The 21,171-nt window shown below is 49.9% G+C and carries 22 protein-coding genes; 2 read left to right on the top strand and 20 right to left on the bottom strand.

The window, feature by feature from the left end:
* Positions 1-31: 31 nt before the first annotated feature.
* The 5 genes from IEX98_RS00115 to IEX98_RS00095 all read right to left on the bottom strand — a co-directional run bounded on the left by IEX98_RS00115 (position 32) and on the right by IEX98_RS00095 (position 5,432).
* Positions 32-1,312 carry an S-layer homology domain-containing protein gene (locus IEX98_RS00115; protein WP_188886926.1) on the bottom strand — a complete coding sequence of 427 codons (1,281 nt, stop codon included), beginning with the start codon at positions 1,310-1,312 and terminating at the stop codon, positions 32-34.
* Positions 1,313-1,442: 130 nt separating this feature from the next.
* A complete protein-coding gene (locus IEX98_RS00110; protein ID WP_188886925.1) occupies positions 1,443-2,876 on the bottom strand; it encodes a DEAD/DEAH box helicase in 1,434 nt (477 codons plus the stop codon).
* Between the two features lie 25 nt (positions 2,877-2,901).
* On the bottom strand, positions 2,902-3,675 hold the full coding sequence (locus tag IEX98_RS00105; RefSeq protein ID WP_188886924.1) for an SDR family NAD(P)-dependent oxidoreductase: 774 nt from the start codon (positions 3,673-3,675) through the stop codon (positions 2,902-2,904).
* A gap of 77 nt (positions 3,676-3,752) precedes the next feature.
* Positions 3,753-4,214, bottom strand: a complete 462-nt coding sequence (locus IEX98_RS00100) for a chemotaxis protein CheX (protein ID WP_188886923.1) — start codon at positions 4,212-4,214, stop codon at positions 3,753-3,755.
* Between the two features lie 234 nt (positions 4,215-4,448).
* Complete coding sequence (locus IEX98_RS00095; protein ID WP_188886922.1) at positions 4,449-5,432, bottom strand: HRDC domain-containing protein; 984 nt, start codon at positions 5,430-5,432, stop codon at positions 4,449-4,451.
* 200 nt (positions 5,433-5,632) lie between these two features.
* On the opposite strand from IEX98_RS00095, the gene IEX98_RS00090 reads away from it, so the two are divergent.
* Both IEX98_RS00090 and IEX98_RS00085 read left to right on the top strand, forming a co-directional pair.
* The gene (locus IEX98_RS00090; RefSeq protein WP_188886921.1) at positions 5,633-5,929 is read left to right on the top strand and encodes a DUF3055 domain-containing protein; all 297 of its coding nucleotides are present in this window, start codon (positions 5,633-5,635) and stop codon (positions 5,927-5,929) included.
* Between the two features lie 60 nt (positions 5,930-5,989).
* Positions 5,990-6,265: a hypothetical protein gene (locus tag IEX98_RS00085; protein WP_188886920.1), complete on the top strand. Its 276-nt coding sequence runs from the start codon at positions 5,990-5,992 to the stop codon at positions 6,263-6,265.
* Between the two features lie 101 nt (positions 6,266-6,366).
* Here the strand turns inward: IEX98_RS00085 and IEX98_RS00080 are convergent, their stop codons facing one another.
* The 15 genes from IEX98_RS00080 to IEX98_RS00010 form a co-directional block, all read right to left on the bottom strand.
* Complete coding sequence (locus tag IEX98_RS00080) at positions 6,367-7,761, bottom strand: phosphodiester glycosidase family protein (protein ID WP_229691912.1); 1,395 nt, start codon at positions 7,759-7,761, stop codon at positions 6,367-6,369.
* A gap of 124 nt (positions 7,762-7,885) precedes the next feature.
* Positions 7,886-8,791 (bottom strand): 5'-3' exonuclease, encoded by a 906-nt coding sequence (locus IEX98_RS00075; RefSeq protein ID WP_188886919.1) that lies wholly within the window; start codon positions 8,789-8,791, stop codon positions 7,886-7,888.
* A 111-nt stretch (positions 8,792-8,902) separates the two neighbouring features.
* Entirely contained in the window at positions 8,903-10,111 is a 1,209-nt protein-coding gene (locus tag IEX98_RS00070) for an aminotransferase class I/II-fold pyridoxal phosphate-dependent enzyme (protein ID WP_188886918.1), read from the bottom strand.
* Between the two features lie 14 nt (positions 10,112-10,125).
* Positions 10,126-10,488 carry an arsenate reductase family protein gene (locus IEX98_RS00065; protein WP_188886917.1) on the bottom strand — a complete coding sequence of 121 codons (363 nt, stop codon included), beginning with the start codon at positions 10,486-10,488 and terminating at the stop codon, positions 10,126-10,128.
* A gap of 29 nt (positions 10,489-10,517) precedes the next feature.
* Positions 10,518-11,474 carry an RluA family pseudouridine synthase gene (locus IEX98_RS00060; RefSeq protein ID WP_188886916.1) on the bottom strand — a complete coding sequence of 319 codons (957 nt, stop codon included), beginning with the start codon at positions 11,472-11,474 and terminating at the stop codon, positions 10,518-10,520.
* On the bottom strand, positions 11,471-12,046 hold the full coding sequence (locus IEX98_RS00055) for a cob(I)yrinic acid a,c-diamide adenosyltransferase (RefSeq protein WP_188886915.1): 576 nt from the start codon (positions 12,044-12,046) through the stop codon (positions 11,471-11,473). Before IEX98_RS00055 ends, IEX98_RS00060 begins: the two co-directional genes overlap by 4 nt.
* A 190-nt stretch (positions 12,047-12,236) precedes the next feature.
* On the bottom strand, positions 12,237-13,454 hold the full coding sequence (locus IEX98_RS00050) for an aminotransferase class I/II-fold pyridoxal phosphate-dependent enzyme (RefSeq protein WP_188886914.1): 1,218 nt from the start codon (positions 13,452-13,454) through the stop codon (positions 12,237-12,239).
* 14 nt (positions 13,455-13,468) lie between these two features.
* Positions 13,469-13,960 (bottom strand): Lrp/AsnC family transcriptional regulator, encoded by a 492-nt coding sequence (locus IEX98_RS00045; protein ID WP_188886913.1) that lies wholly within the window; start codon positions 13,958-13,960, stop codon positions 13,469-13,471.
* Between the two features lie 643 nt (positions 13,961-14,603).
* A complete protein-coding gene (locus IEX98_RS00040; protein ID WP_188886912.1) occupies positions 14,604-15,011 on the bottom strand; it encodes a spore coat protein in 408 nt (135 codons plus the stop codon).
* 17 nt (positions 15,012-15,028) lie between these two features.
* Positions 15,029-15,253, bottom strand: a complete 225-nt coding sequence (locus IEX98_RS00035) for a hypothetical protein (RefSeq protein WP_188886911.1) — start codon at positions 15,251-15,253, stop codon at positions 15,029-15,031.
* An 81-nt stretch (positions 15,254-15,334) separates the two neighbouring features.
* Positions 15,335-16,501: a Ger(x)C family spore germination protein gene (locus IEX98_RS00030; RefSeq protein ID WP_188886910.1), complete on the bottom strand. Its 1,167-nt coding sequence runs from the start codon at positions 16,499-16,501 to the stop codon at positions 15,335-15,337.
* A 1-nt stretch (position 16,502) separates the two neighbouring features.
* A complete protein-coding gene (locus tag IEX98_RS00025; protein WP_229691911.1) occupies positions 16,503-17,954 on the bottom strand; it encodes a spore germination protein in 1,452 nt (483 codons plus the stop codon).
* Entirely contained in the window at positions 17,951-19,066 is a 1,116-nt protein-coding gene (locus IEX98_RS00020) for a GerAB/ArcD/ProY family transporter (protein ID WP_188886909.1), read from the bottom strand. The genes IEX98_RS00025 and IEX98_RS00020 overlap by 4 nt, the downstream gene beginning before the upstream one ends.
* Positions 19,067-19,184: 118 nt before the next feature.
* Positions 19,185-19,850 carry a DUF2642 domain-containing protein gene (locus IEX98_RS00015; RefSeq protein WP_188886908.1) on the bottom strand — a complete coding sequence of 222 codons (666 nt, stop codon included), beginning with the start codon at positions 19,848-19,850 and terminating at the stop codon, positions 19,185-19,187.
* A gap of 101 nt (positions 19,851-19,951) precedes the next feature.
* Complete coding sequence (locus tag IEX98_RS00010) at positions 19,952-20,743, bottom strand: hypothetical protein (protein ID WP_188886907.1); 792 nt, start codon at positions 20,741-20,743, stop codon at positions 19,952-19,954.
* Positions 20,744-21,171: the final 428 nt, after the last annotated feature.

The raw sequence follows: 21,171 nt of genomic DNA, 5'->3' as shown, positions 1-21,171 counted from the left end.
ATATCAGCTGTTTATAAGTTTTTACTACCTATTACTTGATTGTAATCGTTTTGACCGTTCCGTTTTCGCCTTTCACTTCGACCAGTTGGCCTTGTGTAAGCAAAGATGCATTGCCTGTGATTACAACGTTAGGATCGATGTTGTAAATAAACGTGTAGGTCTGATTGTTGGAAATTCTCGTTACGGAAATGGTTGCAAGCCGGCCCTGCGCATTAAGCGTTACGGTATTTACATTGCCCAGCTCCGTGAATGCCGTAGACGCCGGAGGCGTTGCGGCTTTCGTTACTTCGATGAAGACGACACGGTTTTGATAAGTGCGGACTAATACCTCATCTCCAGCCCGAAGCGCGCTGACGGCTGCTTTTTTATCCTCGCGGAAAATAAATACGTTGGCATCCAGATCAAGCGTCAGCTCTTTATTGTCCGCTTTAACGACCGTAATTTTGTTGCCCGATGCTGCTGCCTTCAGCTTGCCCGTAATCGCCAGAGCATCATGATCCGGCATCTCCGAATCAGTACGGTCCAGAAGCGCTGCAAGCTCGGCTCTCGATACCGGCTGGTTCGGACGGAACGTTTGATCGTTGTATCCGGTAATAATGCCTTTCTTAATCGCAAGAGCGACATAACCAACAGAACCGGCCGGAATGTTCTTCGCGTCTTTAAAGTCCAGCTTCGCATTGTTCAACGCTTTCGCTTCATCCTCAAGCTTCAACGCTTTGATCAGAATCGTCGTCGCCCACAACCGGGATGCATTCTGCTCCGGATTGATCTCCGACTCGGTCTCTGTAAACAGATCATTTTCCAATGCGACTGCGACGTAACCAACTGCCCAAGGATATTTTTTGTTCAGCTTATCGGAATCCTTGAAGTTCAGGTTCGTTTTCATTTTATCCGGCGATTCCGCTTGCTCGCGGAGGCCCATTAAGCGAACGGCCGCAACCAGCGTCTCGATCCGGGAAATTTTTTGATTCGGCTTAAAGGTTCCGTCTTCATAGCCTGTGAACACGCCCTTCGAAGCGAGGCGCATAATGTATTCCAGAGCCCATTTCAGCTCATCCTCGTCTTCAAATTTCCAGGTCACTTTGTTCTTATCCTTATTTTTGTCTTTCTCTTTATTCTTGTCTTTCTCTTTTTCTTTCTCTTTTTCTTTCTCTTTCTCTTTCTTTTTATCATCCTTGCCTTGATTTTGATGCTGGCTGCCATTTTTCCCGCCATTGTTATTGCCATGCGCGAATGCCGAAGTCCCGCCTCCTGCGAGCATCAGCAAAGCCATGGAAGTAATGATCGTCTTTTTCCAAACCGGTGTATTCATCAAAAAAGCCACTCTCCTTATCGCGATTGTACGGAAATGCTTCCGCTTGACCTTCGCTAATACGTTTCGTCGAAGGCAAATCGCTTTGGGAGGGTGGCTCGTCTAATTTTCGGAAAACAGGAAAATCGTCCTAGTCCTGCTTTTCGTTCTCTTCACGCTTCGCTTTCAACCATTTCGGAGCGCCTTTATTTTTCTTGTCACGCTGTTTCTCCTGCTTCTGCTTAGCTGCAGAAGGCTGCTTTGGCGCACGGCTGACAGCCGCTTTTTGCGTATCAGCAACTCCAATCCGCGCTTTTGGCTCGTTCCGGACGTTGTCCCGCTCAACTGGAGCGGCCGCCTCGCGGCTAACCGGTTTCTTCGCAGCTGAAGCAAATTCGGACTTGTCAGGCTTGCTGCTTCTGCTCGTTGCCGAAGCGTTTCGCGCCTCTTCCGGCGTCGTCAGCTTGCCGCGGTACATCGCCTTCTCCGGAAGCTCAATGCCCAGCTGCTTGCGGAACTTGTCCATAATGAACAGTTCCTGCGGCGTTACGATCGATACGACCGTACCCGATTTCCCCATCCGCCCTGTCCGGCCTGCGCGATGCACATAATGGTCGGCATCAACAGCAGGGTCCAGTTGGATAACGAGCGGCAATCCTTCAATGTCAAGACCCCTAGCAGCGACATCCGTCGCAAGCAGCAGCTGGCAGCGGCCGTCGCGGAAGCGTGCCAGTGTCGCGGAACGTCGTTGTTTATCCGCATCGCCGTAAAGCGTCTCGACGTTAAAGCCTTCATAGCTGAGCTTCGACTCCCAGTTGGCGATATTATCGGTCGCATTCAGGAACAGCAGCGCCGACTTCGGATTCAGCAGCCGAAGGAGCCGGCGAGCCGTATCTGTCTTATCGCGTTTATCGCTTACGAGAAAGTAATTCTCAATTGTCTCGGATACCCGGTGCTGTGGCGCAATTTGAATCCTTATCGGATCATTCATCCAGCGTCCTTCAAATCTGGCCATTTGATCCGGATAGGTTGCCGAGAAAAAGGCAATTTGCCGTTCACTGCCCATGGCAAATAAAATCGCTTCGACCTCGCGCGTAGAACCCAGCTCGAACACTTGGTCGGCCTCGTCGATGACGACGCTGCGTACGTCATGAAGCTTCAGTTTACGCAGCTTCAGCAGCTCGTGAATACGTCCCGGTGTTCCAATGACAAGCTGCGGATGAAGCTTCAGCTTCTCCACCTGCCGTTTGAGCGCCGCTCCGCCGATCAATTGCTGGACACGCAGTCCAAGCGGCTCCGCATAGCTTTCCGCTACACGAACAATTTGCATCGCCAGCTCCTGTGTAGGCGCAAGAATTACGCCTTGCACCGCTTTCGAAGATGGCTTCAGTTGCTGCAGCATCGGCAGCAAATAAGCAAGCGTTTTACCCGTGCCAGTCTGTGAACGCGCCGAAACATCCTTGCCTTCGAGCAGCACAGGAATGGCATCCGCCTGAATAACCGTCGGTTCATTAATATCGCTAGCTGCCAGCTTGTCAACAAGCGGCTTTAATAATCCCATTTCATTCCAATTCATCGTACTCATTGTCGATTCCTCACTTATAATAACGCTATTTTCGATTGAACAGGTTTCCGAAAAACCGGTCTACTACACGGGGAAACAGCTGATACAGCTTAATGCCCGCCGCGGCCGATTTCGGCAAATCTACTTCTGCCTTTCCGCGCTCCATTACGCGTACAATCGATTTGGCGACATATTCAGGCTTCATCATAAACCAGCTTACATTTTTCACATAGGAACCGGAAGGGTCGGCAAGCTCAAAAAAAGAAGTATCGATCGGACCCGGATTAACGGCCGATACCCGAATGCCCAGCGGCTTCAATTCCATCCGCAGCGAATTGGTGAATCCAAGCACCGCATGCTTCGACGCCGAATAGCCCGTCGATTTGGAAGAGCCAATCTTGCCGGCCATCGATGCGATATTGACGATATGGCCATCACCTTGTTTGAGCATATAGGGCAATACCGCCTTTGTACAGCGTACGATCCCCATATAGTTCGTATCCATCATCGATTCAAAGCTGCCGATCGGTGCATCGATAAAACTCTCAAACTTGCCGAAACCGGCGTTGTTGAGCAAAATATCGATTTTTCCATGCTTGGCGATGATAGCTTCGACCGTTTCCGTCACCTGATCCATGTCCGTCACATCCATCGGAAACACAGAGCATGGACCTGCGACCGCCTCAGCGCTCTCGCGAAGCTTATCCAAATTTCGTCCGGTCAGCACCGGGATGGCTCCCCGTTCCGCCAGCTGTTTGGCCGTCACCGCGCCGATTCCGCTTGAAGCTCCGGATAGGAGCACAACCTTATCTTTCAACATCCATATCACCCAGTCTAGTGTACTTTATTCGGTCTCTTTAAGCAAAAAAAAAGCTCCCGAAGGAGCCTGATCTTAAGCTACGATGCGACTAGTACCTGAATGTCCAAAACTCCGATTCCTTCCATAATAAGCGGAACCGTTAAAGCTTGCGTAGCCACAAATCCGGCTGCAGTCGCGGAATGGATCACTTTCGGCGGGGTAATGTCGACGCGCACACCCTGATTGAACAGCATCGTGCTGGCATTTCCGCTGATCATATTGCCCAGCTCGGATATCGCGCTTCGCCCGATCTCATCAATCTCGGAGATCACGAAACCGCCCATCATCGCCGACACCATCTTAAGCGCGACCTCCTCACTGAGACCGAATACAATATCACCGTTCATTTGCCCGTTCAATCCAATTTGGATCCAAATATAGTTTTCGACAAATTTAATATCTTTCAAGCCAAGCTGACCCGTTGACGGGCGGATTTGGATCACTTGTTCGATCACGATTTTTGCGGATTCAAGAAACGGATTAATATATTCTGCCTTCATAAAGAGGAAACGCTCCTTTTCGACAAAATTCGCGCATGGTCTTGTTTAATTGCTATTATACTTAATTCTGTAGGACAAGTATACTATTTATGCCATTATTGAAACTTTAGACCTATGTGCTTAGTCGCGTTTCATACACCACCTTTGTCATAAATAGGGGAAAACTGTAATTACCCCCTCGGCATGCAAGAGCGCTCTGGAACTACGTACCCAGAGCGCTCTTGCGCGGCGTTATTAGGAGATTTCCCGTTTGCTGTTCTTCCGGTACCGGAGACGAACGAGCCGGAGCCGTTCGTAGAGCACATCGGCTTGTCTGTCCTTGACACCTTCAGCTCCATAAACTTGCTGCAGCACCGGCTTCAAATAACGATCGCCCGTCTGCTGGAATGCCTTCCAGATCAGTTCACGTTCCTCATCGGGCATATCGGACAATTCCCGGTCGATCAACGGCTCAAAATCATAGCCCTCCGTCTCCAACTGCTCGATACGGTCCATGACTTCCCGGCGCGGCAGCTCAAGCTCCGTTTGCAGCTGCTCCAGCGAGCCGCCCTCCATGACGAAATGCAAAATTTTCTTCTTCTGATGCTGACGCACCATATCGTTTTTATATTTATTTTCCTTCTGCTTGTAAAGCCATTGTCTGAAGGCGGCAGGGTCAAGCTCATCCGCTACCCATTGCAAAGGAAAACCGGTCGTCCGGGACGCTTTACCGGTTACCTCCAGTACTTCTTCGCCGTAGGCGTTATGCTTGCTCTCACCCCAGCCAGGAATTTGCAGCAGCTCTTCGGGCGTCTGCGGGACGTAAGCGCTGATCATCCACAGCATCCGGTTCGTCGCAATCAAGTACGCCGACTTTCTGTCCTGTCCCGCTCTTGTCCTCCGCCACTCGCGCAACGCCTCGAACAGCTCGGCATTGGCATGAAGCTCGCCATAGCATTGCAGCATCGACAATAAGCTGCCCGCGCCTCCCCGCTTTTCCTCCAGCATGCCATCGATAACCGGGGTAAAGCCCTCTCCCATTCTCACCGCTATGCCATGGCGAAATGCGACAATCATCTCCTCCCATGAAGTGCCCTCGAACAAGACGGCTGGCTGCTCTTCTCCTTCTACCCATAGTACCGACCAGACACCCTCTCGTTCGCAAATGGACAGCTGGGCGCTGGTGATCTGCCCCCCTTCTGCCGGTCTCTCGAACGTATTCAAAAAAACGATATGCATGCTGCTGACTCCTCCCATACTCCGAAATTTGGACGAATGGCCGCAAACGACAAAAAGCACCCCTCCTGCCGGTTGGCAAGAGAGGTGCTTCCTCTACGTTCGATCATTCGATTAGCTTAAATCTAGCATAACCGTCTCTTTATTACAAGCGTTTTGTTGGTGTATAATGGTCGAAACCAATGGAGTGGAGGCTACACCGTATGCAGTTGCCCGAATTTGATTTCATGTCCGATACGACGGAAGAAACATCTACCCGATTCGTAACCTTCATCTCCCCGAGCTTGAAGCGATTTGATCTTGCTATCACCAATACGAACCGCTTTTACGGGAAAAAGCTCATTACCGATTTGCAGGCCGGAAAGACGGCTATCATCGGAGCGGATGATCTCGAAGAAGAAGGCTATCTGGAGCATGTCTTCAAGCTGGAGGAAGAGGAAGCAGCCGAACTGGCACAATTTTTATATTTTGTGGTAGGAACGGTGAATTTTACCGATTAAAGCGGGCAAACTGAGAAGGCAAGCCGATTGCAGGCTACCCTAATCAGGAGGCGATAGAAGTTGAGTCGGTTTATAGACGAGGATAGCGCCGAATACTCGGAGTTGTCGACAGTAGAATCGCAGCGCAATGATCTGGCCCGTGAAGAGTTCCCGGAAGGCCCGCTCGGCGCGACGATAGAGTCGGAGTCACTTGGCAAAAGCACGCCTTGGCGCAGCGGGCAGCGGCAAAACGGCCCCTTTTCTTATGAGAACAAGTCCCTTCACCAAGGGAATGGAAGGCACTATCCGGGAGACGATGAAGATCTCTCCATACCCGATGCAATGGATGAGCCTTAATAGCGGAATATGACAAAGCAAATCCCCATGCGTCTGACTCGGCATCGAGCAGGCTCATGGGGATTTTTTTTACTAAACCGGATCTAGCAAAAGCTCAACGATTACCATTTCATCTTATTGCTGAATAGAAGCGAGTTGCTAATTTGCCGGCCTGGAATGGTCACAATTTTACCAGATGCATACAAGCCGGATGATGCACCGCCATCCAAATTCATCGCTTGATAGGCGCCAAGGCTGAGCATGATATTGCCCCACTGTTTAATTGTTGCCCCTGGCACGGTCGCGAGAATGACAGTTCCATCCTTTTTAATTGCAATGCCGCTGCGCGCCCCGCCGTCTGTCAAAATTTTCGGACTGCTGAATCCTTCTTTGACCGGATCGACGGCCAGCTTGCCGTCCTTCACTAGCCGCGGTCCTGCCCCAATCGCAGTATGCACATCGCTCCAATCGATTTCTTGACCCGCTGCATTCGTGTACGATACTTTGTACTCCACCTTCGTTCCTACTTTAAAGCGGTCGGCCAGCTTAGCCTCGGAGCCGTTAAACACGAGCACATAACCGTCACTCGGAATGTCCGCGTTCTGGTTGCTGCCGGTCTTCGTCACAATTCCTTTACGAACGGTAACTGCTTTGCCATAGCTGAAACCAACTTTGCTCCCTCTCTTTGGCGTGAACATAACCGCGGATGCAATTCCCGCCGTTGGAGTCCGGTTAACGAAATAGACATACCAGTTGTTCGGAAACTTGTAGGATCCGTCAGTAGCGCCCGTAACTTTAATGCGAAGCGTATCCATAACCGCGCTTCCGTCCCATTTGAAGCCGACGCTTGTCCCTGTATTGCCGATATGTTCGACGACACCGTCGCTAATGACCGTTCCATATGGATCAGGCACGCCGCCATATGCCTCGAAATAAGTACCATTGATTGCTGCATCGGCCCGGTAAGACTGAGCGATCTCCTGCAACTGCTGAAGCGCCCCTACTCTTCTTCCAGCAAGAGCAGCCGTAACCGGCATGCCTTTCGGAATCGTAACGGTCTGTACGGAGAAGGATTTGCCTCCAACCGTCACTTTCTTCACAGCTGTAACTACTTTATAAGAAGCCGTTCCGGCTTTGACCGTTACGGGAAGTGTCAAGCTGCCGGAATAACCTTGCGAAATGACATGCATTCTTATGTTCGTCGTACCTGGCGCAACAGGAACGACAACGCCGCTGCTGTTGACGCGAGCTACCGCGTTGTTCCCCGATTCATAACGGAGAGCAACATCCTCCGAGAGCTTAAGCTGTTTCTCAAGCGGCAGACGCTTGTCCAGCGCCACCGACGCCGAAGCAGCGGGATAGCTTATCTTAACTTGCTTATCGGCAGCTGCAGCTTCTGCTGCTGCAGCCTTCCTGAGTCCGCCTTCTGCTCCCGTAGATGCCGCCGTGAGCAGAAGCGCAGCTGCAGCCGTGCCAAGAACCGTTTTTTTCAAAATTTGATTCCATGCCTTAATCATTTCTTTTGTTTCCTCCTTGAAGTCGATAATAACTAACTATATCGGTTAATTGGCAAATATTGATGAATAGGCAAAATAAAAGCTGCCGAAACTTCTCGACAGCTAGACAATTATTAAGGCGATTCTAAATCGTAAATAAATCAACTTCTATTGTTTTCGCATGAGACTCAAGAAGCTTAACCAGCCCGCCAAACTCCAGTTCCTCGAACTTACGGACAGCCGCTTCCAGCTGCAATTCCCATACGCATTCGGTTAAACCGCAGGCTACCGGCGTATCCAATCGGATTGTTGCGAGATCCCGCGAAAGATGCAGCATATCGAGGTTTGCTTCGATTTTGGTCCGGACGCCCTTAGGCAGCTTGTCCAAATTTTCGAGTACACCTTCCACCGTATCATAATCGAGAAGCAGCTTTAGCGCCGTCTTCTCGCCAATACCTTTAACGCCAGGGTAGTTGTCGCTCGTATCGCCCATAAAACCTTTAATATCAATAATTTGATGCGGGGCCAGCTGCTTGTCCTCAAGCAGATAAGCCAAATCGTAAACCGCGTAATTCAGCTTGCCTTTTTTCATAATGACAACCTTCACTTTGTCGGAAACAAGCTGCAGCATATCATGATCGCCGGTTAAAATGTAAACTTCCGCCTCATCGCGCAATTGCTTGGACAAGGTGCCGATGCAGTCATCTGCTTCATAGCCGACAATTCCGACATTCGGAATTCCCATCTCGGCTACTACCTCTTTAACCAGATCAAACTGAGGAATCAGCTCCAGCGGCGGCTCTCCCCGGTTTCCTTTATAATCGGCAAACTGCTCCGTACGGAATGTCTTGCTCCCCATATCCCAACAACAGATGACATGCGTAGGCTGAAACGTTGTAATCGCATCAAAAAAATATTGGATAAAGCCATAAATCGCATTGGTCGGCAGTCCCGCGCTTGTCTTGCGGATATAACCGCTGTAGGATGTTGCATAAAAGGCGCGGAACAAAACCGCCATGCCATCGACAATCAGCACTTTATTGTTATTCATCGCTTTCCCTCCTTGCTCGTTCTATTTATCTGTCATGGTCAATTAATTAGCTATCGGCTCTATTCTATTGACTGCCTTGCAGCTCAATAGTTGCGCAGTAAAAAATGACAGCTAAAATTCGCCCCGAATAAATTTACCGATACGGCTAGCCGCTTCGAGCAGCCGTGCTTCCTCTTCGACAAGGGCAATGCGGACATAACCTTCGCCCTCTGCCCCGAAAGCTTCACCCGGGATCACAACGACGCCCGTCCGTTCGAGTATTTCCTGGGAAATTCGACGCGAATTCCACGCTTCCGACAATGACCACTGCATCTTCGGCAGCGGCGCCCACAGAAACATCGTCGCCTTCGGCTTATCGATATGCCAGCCTTCCGCTCGCAATGCGGCAACAAAGGCGTCCCGCCGCTGCTCGTACAGCACGCCTGCCTTAGGCGGAGCCTGCTCCGACATCGCTTCGCGCAGTGCAACGACGCCCGCTTCCTGAACGGCACTGAATACACCGTAATCGATATTGCCCTTCAGCTCGCGCAATGCGCCGACCGCTTCCCGGTTGCCTGCCAGAAAACCGATTCGGCAGCCCGCCATATTAAAGCTTTTCGATAACGAATGAAACTCGACCGCGCTATCCAAAGCACCCTTCGCCTGCAGGATGCTAGGCGGCTCAAATCCGTCGAAAGCCATCTCCGAGTATGCGGCGTCATGTACGACAAGCACGCCATGCTTGCGCGCTTTCGCCAATACCCGCTCGAAGAAAGCAACATCGGCCACAGCGGATACCGGATTACTCGGATAGTTGAGCAATATGAATGTTGCCCGATCCCAAACCTCGTTCGGAACCGCCTCGAGATCCGGGAGAAAGCCGTTCTCCTCTTTAAGCGGCAGCAGCACCGGCTCCACGCCCGCAAGCGCCAGTGCAGCTGTATAAATCGGATAGCCTGGGTCCGGTACGAGTGCTGCGTCGCCGGGGCTGCAAATCGCCATCGCCAAATGCGATAGACCATCCTGCGAGCCCATCAAGGAAACGAGTTCGGCATCGGCATCGAGCTTGACGCCAAAGCGATGCTCCATCCATTTCGCCGCTTCCTGCCGAAACGATTCGCTGCCATGCGTTCCCGGATAAGCGTACATATCCGTTCTTAGAGCAGCTTCACTTAGCGCTTGCCGGACAGCAGCCGTTGGAGGCTTATCCGGACTTCCGATACCGAGGTCGATTACGTCTCGGCCCGCCTTTATCGCCGCTTGCTTCCACGCCCCAACCTCGGTAAAAATCGAGGAACCTAATTGCTCCAGCCTTTTCGATCTCCAACCCTTGTTCGCCATTTGTGCCTCACCCGTTACCCGTTCCATATTTGCTCATATTGCTCTTCTTTAAAGCCTACTGTTACTTTGCTTCCATCGGTCACGATAGGCCTTTTAATGAGCATGCCGTTGGAGGAAAGCAGAGCAAGCTGCTCATCCTCGTTCATCGCGCCAAGCTTGTCCTTTAGTCCAAGCGCCTTGTACACTTCGCCTGACGTATTGAAAAACTTCTTGAGCTCAAGTCCGCTATTCGCCACGATGCTTTTCAGTTCAGCAGCCGTTGGCGTTTCCTCGACAATATGTTTAAGCTCCAGCTCATTGCCTTTAGCCTGAAGCGATTTGACAGCCATGCGGCAAGTTCCGCATTTCGGATATTGATAAATCGTTAATTTAGCCATGTATAAGTCAAACTCCTTTTACTAATCATTCATTCTTCCGTATTGCTGCCCAGCACCGATTCAAGCCGGATCAGCTCCGGCGGCAGCCCGGCCTTCCATTCCATCCATTGTTTCGTAATCGGGTGCGTAAGCCCTAGCGTCTCGGCGTGCAGCGCCTGCCGGCCTGCCGCAGCTTCCCATTCCGCTCTGCCTCCGTTATCCGGGCCGTACATACCGTCGCCAATTAACGGACAACCGATATGCCTCATATGAACTCGGATTTGATGGGTCCTTCCGGTTTCCAGTTTCAAGCTCACACTGGCGGCCGATCCTCCGCCAAACACAGCTCCCGTCTCGTAATGAGTCACAGAAGGATAGCCTTCAGGAGTGACAATACGAATATGAGGCGCATCGGGATTACGATCGATTGGAGCGTCAACTGTCCCTTCCACTTCTGGAGGATGTCCGTAAACATAAGCGCGATAAAGCTTCATCACTCCGTTCGCTTGGAGCTGCTCGGACAGCTGTTGGTGAATGTACGGCGTCTTCGCTATGGCGACAAGTCCGGAAGTATCCTCATCCAGCCGGTGAACCGGACGGAAGCGGACCCGCTCCCCCTTCATCAGCCAATGATGGACGACACCGTTCGCCAGCGTGCCGGTATAATGCCCATGGGTAGGATGTACGACGATACCAGCGGGCTTGTTCACGATCAACAGATCATCATCTTCATAAACGATCGACAGCGGAATCGGTTCCGGCAAAATATCATCCGACGTTTCCTTCTCCATCCGAATCGTCAATTCATCGCCCTCATGTACAATATCGGACGTATAAACCCGCTTCCCGTTCAGCGCGATGCCATGCTCAGTCAGCTTTATGCGTGACTGAAGCTTGCGGGAAACACCAAGTCTGCGTTCCAGCACGGTGCGCACAGGTTTACCTTCGTCAGCCGGGCCCACGATAACCGTTAGCGGTTTATAGTAATCTTCAATATTCAAGCTCATTTTGGATCCCGCTTGCGAAACACTTCTGCGCTCCGGACATATTCGACATCAGATACGCCAAGTCTCGCATTAGCAACTCGGGACGCAGCAAAGAAATAATCCGATAAACGGTTTAAATAGATTTGCACCTCAGGATTAGCCGGATGCTCTGAAGCAAGCGTCACGACGAGCCTTTCCGCACGGCGGCACACTGTACGGCAAACATGAAGCAGAGCTGCAGCAGAGCTTCCTCCCGGTAAAATAAAACGGGTCAGCTCCGGCGCTTCCGCGCTATAGCGGTCAATTTGCGTTTCCAGCCTTGCTGCCGGCTCTGCATTCACTTTAAGCGGAGCTCCCGGCCGCGCATAAGCGAGATCTGCTCCGCAATCGAACAGCTCATGCTGAATGACGATCAGCTCCTCCACCAGCTCCTGAAGCACTTCATGCTTCTCCGCCTCGGCTGCCGTTTGCCCAACAAAAGCATTCAGCTCATCAAGCGTGCCATAAGCTTCTACTCGGATATCATCCTTCCGAACCCGGCCTCCGATTAAAGAAGTATCGCCTTTATCGCCAGTTCTCGTATATAAATTCATTGGCTTTCGCCACCCTTTCTGTCCTCGGCCAGCGACTGGCCGCTTCGGTATTCACTGTTTCTACTATATCATAAAAAGCCGTTCACTCGGCATTCCGGCTCTATTTTCCTTTGACCCGCTCTATGAGCGAAGACGCAAAAAAGGCAGCATCCTCGATACTGAGGCGCCGCCTTTTCTTCCTCAGGTCCTTTTACGAACCTTGCTTCACTTTCGCTACAAAATTGCCGATCCGGTCCAGCGCTTCAGTCAGCTGTGCGACGGATGTCGCATAAGAGCAACGAAGATGTCCTTCGCCCCCTAGGCCGAATACGCCTCCGGGAACAGCAGCGACATTCGCTTCTTCCAGCAAACGCTGCGCGAATTGCTCCGACGTCAGACCCGTCGACTGAATGGATGGGAACGCATAGAAGGCTCCCTCCGGCTCATGGCAATCCAGACCAATTTCGCGGAAGCCTTTAACGACAAGCCTTCTGCGCTGATTGTAGGATTCCATCATCCGGTCCTTCTCTTCTAGGCCATGAGGCGACAACGCTTCAAGCGCAGCGTATTGTCCCATAACCGGGGCACACATTACGGTATATTGATGGATTTTCAGCATTGCGGCAATGAGATCAGTATGGCCGCAAGCATAACCCATACGCCAGCCGGTCATCGCAAAAGCTTTCGAAAAACCGCTGACGAGAATCGTCCGGTCCTTCATTCCTGGTATAGACGCGAAGCTGACATGCTTGGAGCCGTAAGTGAGCTCTGCGTAGATTTCGTCGGAAATAACGATCAGATCGTTTTCCTCGACGATTTTTGCAATTGGCAGCCAGTCCTCATACGTCATGATGCCGCCTGTCGGATTGCTCGGATAACAAAGAATAAGTACTTTGGATTGAGGTGTAATCGCGGCTTGCAGCGACTCGGCCTTCAGCTTGAAATTATCCTTCGCGAAGGTTTCGATGCCTACCGCGACTCCGCCGCTTAACGTCGTAATCGGCGAATAGGAAATATAGCAAGGCTCAGGAATTAGAATCTCATCTCCAGGCGTAATGAGTGCCCGAAGCGCAAGATCGATCGCCTCGCTGCCTCCCACCGTTACGAGAATCTCATCGGCCGGATTATATTCCACCGCAAATTGATCGTTCAAATATTGGCCAATCGCACCGCGAAGCTCCGGCATACCGGCATTGGATGTGTATTGCGTCTTGCCGGTTTCCAGCGAATAGACCGCTGCCTCGCGGACATGCCAAGGCGTCGTAAAATCCGGTTCACCCACACCAAGTGTAATTACGTCTTTGCGTGCGCTGACCAGATCGAAGAAACGCCGGATTCCGGACGGCTTTATCCCTCTGGCCATCGGTGACAAATAATCGGCCATTTCCTTGCGAGGGATCGATGTCGTAGTTTCTTTATCTTTTATCATAGCCATCACCCATCTTACGGCGAAATAATCAAACGATGGTCATCTTCATGCTCCTCGAAGATAATGCCGTCTTGTTTGTATTTTTTCAAAATAAAGTTCGTCTTCGTCGACAGCACCTTGTCGATTGGAGACAATTTATTCGATACGAACGAGGCAACTTCCTTCAAGTTTTTACCCTCGATCTCCACTAATAGATCATATGCGCCTGACATCAAATAAACCGATTTCACTTCCGGATATAAATAAATACGCTCGGCAATGCCTTCGAATCCGCGTCCGCGTTCCGGCGTAATTTGTACCTCAATCAGCGCGGTCACCTTTTCGTCGTCGACCTTGCTCCAATTGACCACTGTCGCGTATTTCACGATGATATGGTCGCTCTCGAGCTCAGCGATTACTTGCTTGATCTCTTCAATCGAACGGTCCAGCATCGTCGCGATCAGCTCCGCGTCCCGTCTAGCGTCTTCCTTAAGCAGTTCAAGCACTTTCAATTGCAGTTCGTTCATCGCCCTACTCCTTCCAACGCGCCTGTAGTTATAAAAAATATTTTACAACGAATTGAAACTTCCTGCAAAGAAAAAAACAAAAGATCCCAATGGAGCCTCAGACTGCAGCTTTGGCCTATAGCGAACCTGCCTCGCTAAAGAGCGAATCAAAGTTCGCTATAAGAGCATTAAATCACCACAGCAAAGGCTGCAACGAACTAAATTTCGCTATTCGAGAACCTAGCTTCTCCAACAGCGAAATTCTCTTCGTTAATGCCGCACAACAGCTTAAATCCACCCGTTCTGCGTAAAATTTGCGAAGCCCTCTTCGCTAAATAGCGAAGCCGGTTCGTTAAAAGGTCAAATCACGAGCAAAGTCGTTTGCTAACGCGGCCAGCCCGATACTACAGATTGAATTTTTGTACAGTATGTATTGTGCGATATATGCGATATTTAGAGGAAGCGGAGCGTTTCGAGTTCGGGATGACTTTTCGCCGATTCTATGCCTTTCTCATCGTGTATACGATGAAGAATCTAGAATCAAGAATGGCAGCACGAACCGAAACGCGCAGCGGGCCCGAGGTATGAACGCATAAAATTGCCACATATAAATCAAAGAAGGCTGCCGAAACATTCTCGACAGCCCAAAGCCTTTTGCAAGGTCTTAGCTATAGTAAGGCTGGTGCTGGTTCGCTTGATGCTGCTGCGACTGTTGCTGATATGGCGCAAACGAGCCGAAGCCTTGCTGTGAACCGCTCAGGCGCTGCTGCAGCCATTGCGACGTTTTTTGCTGCGTCTGCGAGTATTCCTTAATCTGCTTGTCCAGCTCCTGGCGCAAGGCAGGAGAAGCGGTGCTGTACATGTTCTGTGCCTGCATCGCTTGGAACAGATCGCCTTGCATTTTCAGCGTGCTATTGAGCAAATTCGTGAACATTTGGCGTACCGTCGGACATGTCGATTCCGTCGCAGCGGTCGCATATTCGCGAACGACACGCTTTAGATCAGACAATACCGTATAAGCCAGATCCTCGTCCGGCAACGCTTGCTGCTGCTGTTGTTGTTGCTGATACATGTCGTCATCCTCCTTTATTATTGCTGTGGCTGAGTGGGCGCTATGGATTGATGCTGCTGAAACGATTGCATCAGCGTTTGGTAATGCTGCTGATGTGTATGAAGCATTTGCTGACCGATTTGCCGCAATGACTGATTGCTGGCCGAAGCAGCCAGAAGGGCATTCTGCTTCATCAGCAAGTCTTCATTGGACAAGGAATCTGCAATATACTCCAGTTCTTTCGCAGTAATTGGTTGTAACAATTTCCTCTCCTCCTTCTTCCTGTAATGCCAAGCCATTACGTATTATCCGCGCTATCTTCCACATTTATGTATGCGCCCGGCTTATTTGAAAACCTCAACTTCGCCGGAATATTTCAGTGTAAAATTCACATCGATTCTTATCTCGTCGATGCTCGGCTTCCATACGCCCTTCTTTCGAATTTCCTTCCATTGCTTGAGGTGATAACGATACAAAACATGCTCCAGCGGGTACACATCAACGCCGATCTCCTGCCCCTTCACAATAGTCGCTCTTATCTCTTTCTTTACTTTCTCCTCCACCATCTTTACAAATTGAACCCGGTCTACATCCGTATCCCACTCGACGATATGCCCTTGCATATTCGTCTGGAGATGGAAAATGGAGGTTTGCGGATCCCACGTTACATTCATTTTGCTATTGTCGATGATTACTGTAGCTTCTTGATTCTCTTTTGGAGTTACAGAGACAATTGTACGCTCGAAGCCTTCAGTCCCCCAAGCGAGACCAGAGATTTCCTTCCGCGGCAAAAACCCGGCAAACCGCGAGTTTTTGAAGGCAAATACACCATCGATTACGTCCAGATCCATCTGCTTTCCGTCATTCTTCCATTCCGTATTGCTCGTTCTTATACTTGGCAAAAGAGTCGTCATGCCCGGCTCCAATCCTTGCCTCACTACATCCTGCATTCTCATCGGCAAGACAAAGCTGTTCTCCCGGTGAGTAATTTGCGGGCTGTACAGTATGCTGTTCAACGGAGAGGAGGAGAAAAAATTGTCGATGGTGAACAGCTTCTCCAGATCCTCTTGTGTGCCATAGATATAAGTTGTATAACGTGTTGCCCTCATGCGGTTAATTCCATCCAGAATCGTCTTCACATGTGCAAAGGCCCTCTCATGAATGACAATCGTTTTTAGATGATCCATACTCAGATTGTATTGCGAGGTATTCATCAAGTTAAACAAGGCGCCAAGCGGGGTATCACCTTTTTTCGCTCCGATCCAAATCGGCTTCTCGCTGGCTGCACTAGTTTCCCGCTTGGCGATAGAATCAAACGACAACAGCTGCGTATATACCACATAATTGTCATCGACATAATCAATGCCGAGCGCAGCTGCATAGCTGACCTTTTGCAGATCAACCTCATCCCAGCAGCCTGTGGCAGTAAAGAGTATCGTTAAAGGTAAAACAAGCTTTAGCAGCAGAGGAGCTTTAACGGATGATTTTCGCCAAAGGGTTGTTGCAGCCATGCTACTCCTCCTTGGCCTGAGCTTTAAACGGCCTGATCAAAATCGCTGGAATTAGCGATTTCCAGCTTATCGGTGCAACAGGCGCCATATAAGGCCTGCCGAAGGATTCCAGCGAGCACAGATAGGTTAAGGTGGCAAATACGCTGACAAAAAAACCAAAAATGCCAAACATCGAAGACAAGGCAAGAATAGCGAACCTCAAAATACTCACCGTTCCGCTCAGCGACTGATTGACGAGCGTAAAGGTGGCCACCGCCGTTATCGCCGCAGACACTAGCATAGTTGGAGATGTCAATCCCGCACTAATCGCTGCATCGCCGACGATCAGTCCTCCGACAACCGATACGGTCTGTCCTACAGCTCTCGGAAGACGAACGCCTGCTTCTCTGAACAGCTCAAATATGGTCAGCATAAGAAACATTTCCATCGTTGCCGACATAGGCAGCCCGATGCGGGATATTGTAACGGTCGCCAGCAGTGTAAAAGGGATCTGATCAATGTTAAAGGCGGATAGCGACACCCAAAATCCGGGCAGACAAAGTGCGAGAATCAAACCTGCAATGCGCAGCAGCCGTTCAAGCGACACGAAGTAATACGGCAAATGGAAATCCTCCGGCGATTTGGTCAGCAGCAGCAAATTCGCTGGTGCGATAATCGCGGAAGGCGAACCGTCGACGAGAAAAGCTACTTTGCCTTTCAAAAGCGATTGCACCACATAGTCGGGACGCCCGATGTACTCGACAAGCGGGAATAAGGAATACGGCCGGTCGGAAATTAAATCTTCCAGCTGTGAAGCACTGTTCAGTGCTTCAATATCGATATTGTGCAGACGCCTCCTGGCCTCCTCGACAAGACCAGGCTCCGCTTTGCCCTTGATATGCAATAGTGCAACCTCGGTGTGCGTCTCTCTGCCGATCGACCAATATTGGCAATGCAGATCAGGCGTGCGGAGCCTTTTTCTGACTAATGCAATGTTCGTACCAATCTTTTCAATAAAACCGTCCCTCGGTCCTTTAAGCGACAGCTCCATTGTCGACTCCTCGGGCTGTCTTCCCGGCTGGTCAGACAAATCAAATCCGAACACCATTCCGCTTTCGTTATGGACGGCTATGACACTTCCCGAAAACAACGAGGTATACAAACCCTCAACATCTTTATCGCTGCTAAGCGGTAAACGCATTCCGATAACGCCGGCTGACCATTTGAAATCATCCGAATCGTCTTCTTCGGATTTTCTCCCTTCCTCAATCCACATTGCAATCCGGTCCAAATTGGGCGGCAAAGCAATAAACAGCGTTTGCATGTCCACCATGCCACCGCAGCTAACAATTTTGAACTTATGCCGCCGCTCGCCATCCGTCATGAAATCCTGAATAAGGACATCCTCGGAATCCTTTAACGTGAGCATGATGTCATGCAGCTTTGTTCCTTCTCCCGTCCATCCTTCGCTCATCTTCTCCGGCCTCCTGTCGAAATGGCTTTCTTCCTGTCCGCCTTGGCAGGTATAGCCCAGAGGAGCAGCAATACTGCAAGCAAGGCTATCCACGCAAAGGAAAAATAAAATTCCAGCATCGCCCGGTAATAACGCATATGCTTAAGCATCACATAAGTGCCTGTTACGATGAGCACCGCAGCAACGGACATTCCGATCCATTGCCGCTTCAAACGTCTGAAGGGACCTAATTCATTCACTATGTATATGGGAACAGCGATGCGGATAAAAGCGCCGGACAGCCACTGAAAAACGGCAAAAAAGTCGACATGCTCAAAGTAATCGCCGATTTTAACCATGCGCCACTGCGAATAAGCAGGGTAACGCATATTGGATGCCTCTTCCGGTCCAAATTCCGTAATGGCTCCGATAGTCGGCCCCAATGTAAGAAGGCCAAGTACAACTGTCAACAGCATAAGATGCCATGCTTTGAACCGGCTTTTGAAGTGATGCTGGATGAGCAGAAGAAACGTAATTTCCATAAACGAAGTTAAGCTGTTGAGCGCGCCTCGAAGCACCGGGGAGAATCCATTTTCCAGCATGGGCAGCAAGTAATGATAATCTTTGGCCGGCATGTTGGCGGACATGACAAAGTCGCCCAGCAGCACGACGACAGGAAGCAAAATGCAGGAAATATAAGCGATCGCCCGCAGGCCGGAGACGGCCGCGTATAAGCAAAGCCCGCCAAAAATGCAGCAAACGATGAGCTGCGGCGTGTCAGGCAAATAGGTAGCCGACGTCCACCTGACAACATCGACCATGGTGCCGAAAGCGACAAGCAAAGATATCGCAATAAAAAAGACAATTAGCAGCCAAGCGAAAAAACGCGGCATGCGTCTTTTCAACCAGGTGTCAATCCGTTCGCCATTAAGCTTGATCAAAACTCGATGCAACGGCAAGGCAACGACGGGCAAGGCAACAATTAAAGCGACTGGAACGCTTAACCAGGCGTCGCGCTTCGCCGCATCAAGCAGCAAGGGAACGACAATAACGTGATTGACGAGTCCGACTGACAGCAGTGTCATCATGACAACTGGCCATAAAGAAAAAGGTTTGAGGGCGGTTGGCTCCATAGCAGTCACATCCTTTCGATCCAGTTTTCCCCTTGATTAGAAAAGTCATGCATCGGGAAAGGCAAACAAAAAACGCCCTCCGACATGCCGTGAGGCAAGTAGAAAGGACGTATTTTGCCTAAGGAACATGAACCGTTTTGACATGGTCAAAATGGAGATAAACACTGTTCCCGCTCGCATTTGCCAGCTCAATCATACTTTGATCGACATTTTTAAGCACGCCTGTCTTATTTGGATTCTCCCCAAGATCGAGCACGACGAACTCGCCAATTAATTTCCTCAGTTGTTGATCGAACGTGCGCGCAAGCGTGAGGGGTGAAGGCTTCAATGGAAATTGCTCCGCAGTCAAAGTGTATGGCGTCGAGTTCGGGTTGTATGGAATCAAATATTTCAAGTGATGGAGTGAAATGACGACGGTATGGTATACAGGGGAGTAAAAAACGAAGAAATCATTCATAACCGTCGTTACGTATCCATGAATAGACTGATTGCCGGTTATATAAATTTCGGAGAACATCCCTTTGGCGTTCATTAATATTTTCCGATACGAAATCGGATCACTAATAGGTTCGAAAGGATTCTCGGGCGTTTCAAACGTTCCTTCCCCCTGAGAGGAGAGTCTTAATTGCTGCAAATGGATCAATGGCACATAAAGAAACTGAACCCCGTTGTGAAGAACGAGAATGTCCGGGCCGCATTCAATAAGCTTGCCGCGGATTGGCGTCATTTTCCCGGAGATTTCTAATTCAACCTGCCTTTCGAGCAGCGGATGCCGGTTTTTCATGCGATCAACCTCCTTTCATCCGAATCGATCGCTTGCATCGCAAAGATAGGAGAACCGGGCGTCGGCTAATGCCGAGCCCGGACTCCACTTTGCAATCCAAGTTATTTGCCCGTTTTTTTGCCGTTAGACTTGCGGTTGCCGCCCGTGCGGTTGTTTCCTCCAGTACGAGCGTTCCCCGTACGATTGTTGCCGCCGCTGTTGCTGCGGTTTTTGTTTTCGTTTTTATTTTTGCTTTTATTTTCATTTTTGTTTTCGCTCTTGTTCTCGTTCTTGTTTTCATTCTTGTTTTCGTTTTTGTTTTTGTTGCCGCCGCTTTTGTTGTTATTGTTGTTTTCGTTAGCTCCGCCCGTACGATTCCCTTGGGATCCGCAAGACTTGCCTTCTTTTTTAATAGTTTTGATGTGATCAGTTAACACTTGAACCACTTGTCTGCCATTCACCAGTTTAATCGAATCTCTGCAGATTTCAGCAAGGAAGCCCTCTTGCTTCTCAGGTCCGCCCATGTTCACTTGAACAAACTCTTGGTTCAACGCTCTGATAACGCCTCTAAAGTTTGCCGCTTTAATGAAGTTATTAGTGCGCCCTTCACTCTTATGGCAGTTTCCTTCTTCCGCGATGCTTTTAATATGCTCGGTAGCCGCATAGACGATGCCTTGCTTCGTACGCAATACGAGGTAATCGGATTGAACAGAAAGCAATTTGCCCTCGAAGGATTCAGGTCCTCCGCGATTGATCTTTACGTTTTTCCCTTCCAAGTCTTTCAAGCAGTCCCGGTCATTGCTGTTGTTTTGATTGCCGCTTTTATGCTGGTTGCTTTTGTGCTGATTGCTTTTGTGCTCGTTGCTTTGAATTTGGAATTGACCTGCAAACGGGTGATGGTAAAAACTTCTCATTAGTAAATCCCTCCGGTAATCTTGTATTTGATTGATCGGCCTAACTAGCATTCAGAACGATAGAAATCTACCAATGCCTCTCTACTTTCTAAGCTTGCATCCCTCCAATACTTGATTGGGTTCATCTGTCATGGGAGACGATATGTAATATATCTATATGTATCTCTGATATGCAGGGTACTAGATTACTATCTATTTATTTGAGATTAAGTGAATGACCCATACGAGTAATAGAATTCGATCATAGCTTGTAGTAACCAGATAAGGAGGAGATTATATGTCTCATAAAAAAGCAAACAACCGAAGCGGCGGGAAACGAGGTAACAGGACCGGCGGGGCTCAAGGCGGCCGCTCTCAAGGCAATCGTACAGGCGGGGCTCAAGGCGGCCGTTCTCAAGGCAATCGTACAGGCGGAGCTCAAGGCGGCC

Origin of the sequence: Paenibacillus radicis (ex Gao et al. 2016), assembly GCF_014641555.1 — a bacterium.
GTDB lineage: Bacteria > Bacillota > Bacilli > Paenibacillales > Paenibacillaceae > Pristimantibacillus > Pristimantibacillus radicis.
Note: the sequence above shows the minus strand (reverse complement) of the source record. Positions and strands in the feature narration are given on the sequence as shown.